The 3,289-nt window shown below is 55.9% G+C and carries 2 protein-coding genes and 2 pseudogenes; all 4 read left to right on the top strand.

What is annotated here, in order from left to right:
• Positions 1–86: pseudogene (locus RBB16_RS20525) on the top strand (IS5/IS1182 family transposase); the annotation flags it as partial.
• 166 nt (positions 87–252) lie between these two features.
• Positions 253–1,359 carry an XRE family transcriptional regulator gene (locus RBB16_RS20520; RefSeq protein ID WP_306047890.1) on the top strand — a complete coding sequence of 369 codons (1,107 nt, stop codon included), beginning with the start codon at positions 253–255 and terminating at the stop codon, positions 1,357–1,359.
• A 126-nt stretch (positions 1,360–1,485) separates the two neighbouring features.
• Positions 1,486–2,175 (top strand): annotated as a pseudogene (rpsC, locus tag RBB16_RS20515) (30S ribosomal protein S3); the annotation flags it as partial.
• A gap of 386 nt (positions 2,176–2,561) precedes the next feature.
• Positions 2,562–3,194: a hypothetical protein gene (locus RBB16_RS20510; protein ID WP_306047889.1), complete on the top strand. Its 633-nt coding sequence runs from the start codon at positions 2,562–2,564 to the stop codon at positions 3,192–3,194.
• Positions 3,195–3,289: the final 95 nt, after the last annotated feature.

Here is a 3,289-nt window from a genome sequence, read left to right as displayed (position 1 = left end):
GCCGGGTCGCGACACGGTATGATCGCTGCCCAAGGGTCTTCCTATCGGCAATCGCCCTCGCAGCGACCGTCATCTATCGGCTATGAGTCCTGAGCCTAAGATTGCTGTGGCCGGCATAGGCTTCAGCTAGGCGAATGAGGTGGCTGACATTCATAGTGTATTCCTACATCATCTATCCGATGTATAAATGCACTGATTTGGAAACGCAATGTTTCCTTGTGCGCCGTGCGTGTTTCAGTGCATTTTTGCACTATGGAGCTGGAAGAGCTTGCCAAATTAGTCGAGGAGCGGCGGAAGCAGCTCAACATGTCCATGGCGGACGTGCACAAGATTGCTTTTCCCGGCACCCAATCGACCGCAATACAGAACCTAAAGCGCGGCATTCCTCCGAATTTCACGACCCTATCAAGGCTGTGTGATGCCCTTGGATTGAAGTTCAGCATTGAAATGCCTGGTTTGCGGCCATCCAAAGTGGCGCACGCAACCGGGTTCGCCGAAGCTCAGGTCGCCTTCGAAGCCAAGTCGCCGGCACCGGTGTCCACTTTGAAATCCGCCAAGGGCGGGTGGGCCGAGCCCGAGTCTGCCGGCTTCGATTTTCCTCTGCCAAGCGGGGCAGGGGGCGAGGGTGCCTTCTACGTCCAGCTCGCCGACGGTTCGATCGCCGCCCCCGGCATTCCCAACGACGCCACCCTGTTGGTCCAGGGGAACCGGGAAGCCGGGGCAGGGGATTTGGCCCTGTTGGTAGACCGGGACGGGCTGCAGGCCGTGCGCCGGATCCGGGAGATTGACGGGAACTGGATAAAGACCTCCGGCTATCTGCCTCAGAAGGACGGAACACTGGAGATGCATGACGACCGGCATATCGTAGGGATCGTTCATCGCTACCCGATTGTGGCGGCTTTCGCCAAGCCACCATCCCCCGACCAGCTGCAGGAAAACCTGCTGACAGGGCAAGTTGGATCAAGCCCGGTGCCGGCTCCGGCCGGATCCTACATTCCCGTGCCGTTCCTTGACGAAGAAGGCCACGGCCCGCTGGCATTCCGCCAGGATTTCCTCGACCGCCTTGGCGTCAGCCCCGATGCGGCCCGCCTGGTGAGCGTGAAGGGCGATGCCATGGCCCCAACCTTGGGGGACGGTGACCTGGCGCTGATCGAAGCCACCCGCACGGCCGTCCGAAACGGCCGCATCTACGCCTTCGTCGACCAGGACGGAACCAACCGCATCACCCGCCTGGATCGCCCAGAGAAGGGGATGCTGGTGGTGAGGTCCGACAACCCGGCCAGCCCGGTGGAGTTTCGCAAGGAAGGACAAGTCGAGGTGAAGGGCGAGGTGCTTTGGTGGGGACGTGTTGGAGGGTAGCATCGTTTTGGGATCTGAGTTTCAGGAAAACGAGTGGAATTTGGTTAGTTGTCGAGCAGAAGATGGGTTATGAAGAATACATGATGGCTATGTGTATCACTTGTGAACCGGATATAGGCGAACTCTTTGACCAAGAAGGCTAATCCATCCGGAAACCGAATTCGTGTGAACCGAAACTGGGATAGTCGCTGGTACGCCGATACTCGCGACTATGGGGCACTGCTGCTTGAGGACATTAAGATCCGAGCGCTGATCCAAGAAGAATGCAGGCCAGCAGGTATCAGCCGAGTTGTCATTGAAAGACCTCACCGGAAGTGTCGGATAACCATTCACGCAGGACGTCCTGGCCATATTTTGGGTGAAGGTGGTGCAAACCTCGATGCGCTGAGGAAGAAAATCGCAACTCACACAAAAAGTGCAATCATTCTGAATGTGGTCGAAGTTGAGAAGCCGGCGCTTGATGCTCAACTCGTCGCTGAATCCGTTGCCCAGCAGATCGAACGGAGAGTGAGCTATCGACGCGCAGTGAAGCGAGCGGTTCAGACCGCAATGAGGTCTGGAGCGTTGGGCGTTCGGGTGGAAGTCATTAGAGAAATCAGCGGTTCACAAAAAGCTCGATCTGAGTGGTTTCGGGAGGGGCGGATTCCTCTACACACCCTACGTGCGGATATCGGCTACGCGAACGTGCAGGCGAAAGGGGCTCATGGCACAGTTGTGATCAAGCTATGGATTTTTAAAGGAGAATTCACCGACGATGAACCAAATGTTCCCGGGCGCCAGCGAAAGGGCACGTCGTCCTTTGATGGCGACTTACCTGGGCGGCACAGGGCTGCTTCGTCAAAAGCAGCTGCTTCTGATCCTGGTGCTTTGCAAACGGAGGTTGCAGAAGATGTCGACATGGTTAGGGGAAGACTCGTTTCTGCTTTGACTGGCGGTGCAGCAGAGCCTGGTGAGGCGCTGACGCTAGACAGACTGGTCAGCATCTCTGGTAGAAAAAGTCCTGACACGACATTCCTTACGGCATTGACGCAAATCTGCACTTCAGCGAACCCGATTTTAAAGCTAACCGGTCATCTGACGGATCGTTCTTCTGTAGCATTGCCGCAGTCTGACCTGTGGGATGCTCTCACCGGCCAGGGCCATGACCCTGAAACCATCTCGGTGAGATTTGTATACCGCCAGCAATGAAGTGACGAACTGCCTTGGATGATGCATCGCGTGTAGAAACGCATACACTTGCCGAACTGCGCTCCGTTTTTCTAGCGAGTGGCCTAAAAAGCAGTTTCGACTTTTGGATGGCGCCAACTCATGAGCTGCGCCTGCAATGTCTCGAGAAGATTTTGGACAAGGTCTATTCTCGGGTTGTGTTGGACCGCCACCTCACCCATTCCGAAAGTGAAGACCAGCTGAACTCGCGCATTGTCGGCATGCTTGCCTCGGCCGGTCTCAACGCCTCTCACGATACTCAATGGGGTGGGCACGTGGATGTCGCCGTTACCGGTCCTGACGACTTCTTCTGGATGGCAGAGGCGAAGTTCGACAACGGCTATGCCTGGTTGAAGAAGGGCTTCTATCAGCTCACCACACGTTACATGCCTGGGTGTGAAGGCGCGGATTGTGGTGAATTGATCATCTATGGGCGCAAAAAGAACGCTCTGAAAGCTCTCAAGAATTGGGCTAGTGTGATCGCTCGTCTGGACCAATGCCGTATGGAAGAAGACCATTGTGACGAAAAGCTGTGGTTCAGGACCAGCCATGTCTCGGAGGGCACGGGGCGTCGGATCAGGGTCAGGCATAAGATTCTTACACTCTGGTTCGAGCCGAAGGACAGGTAGTGACTGATAAGCTAAAGACTAGGCTCAGGACCCATTGATTTCCGTCTGGCGGCATGATTCACGGCTCGAAAAAACGAGCGGTAACATGTCTGATC

Source organism: Nioella sp. MMSF_3534, assembly GCF_030732985.1.
GTDB lineage: Bacteria > Pseudomonadota > Alphaproteobacteria > Rhodobacterales > Rhodobacteraceae > Nioella.
Note: the sequence above shows the minus strand (reverse complement) of the source record. Positions and strands in the feature narration are given on the sequence as shown.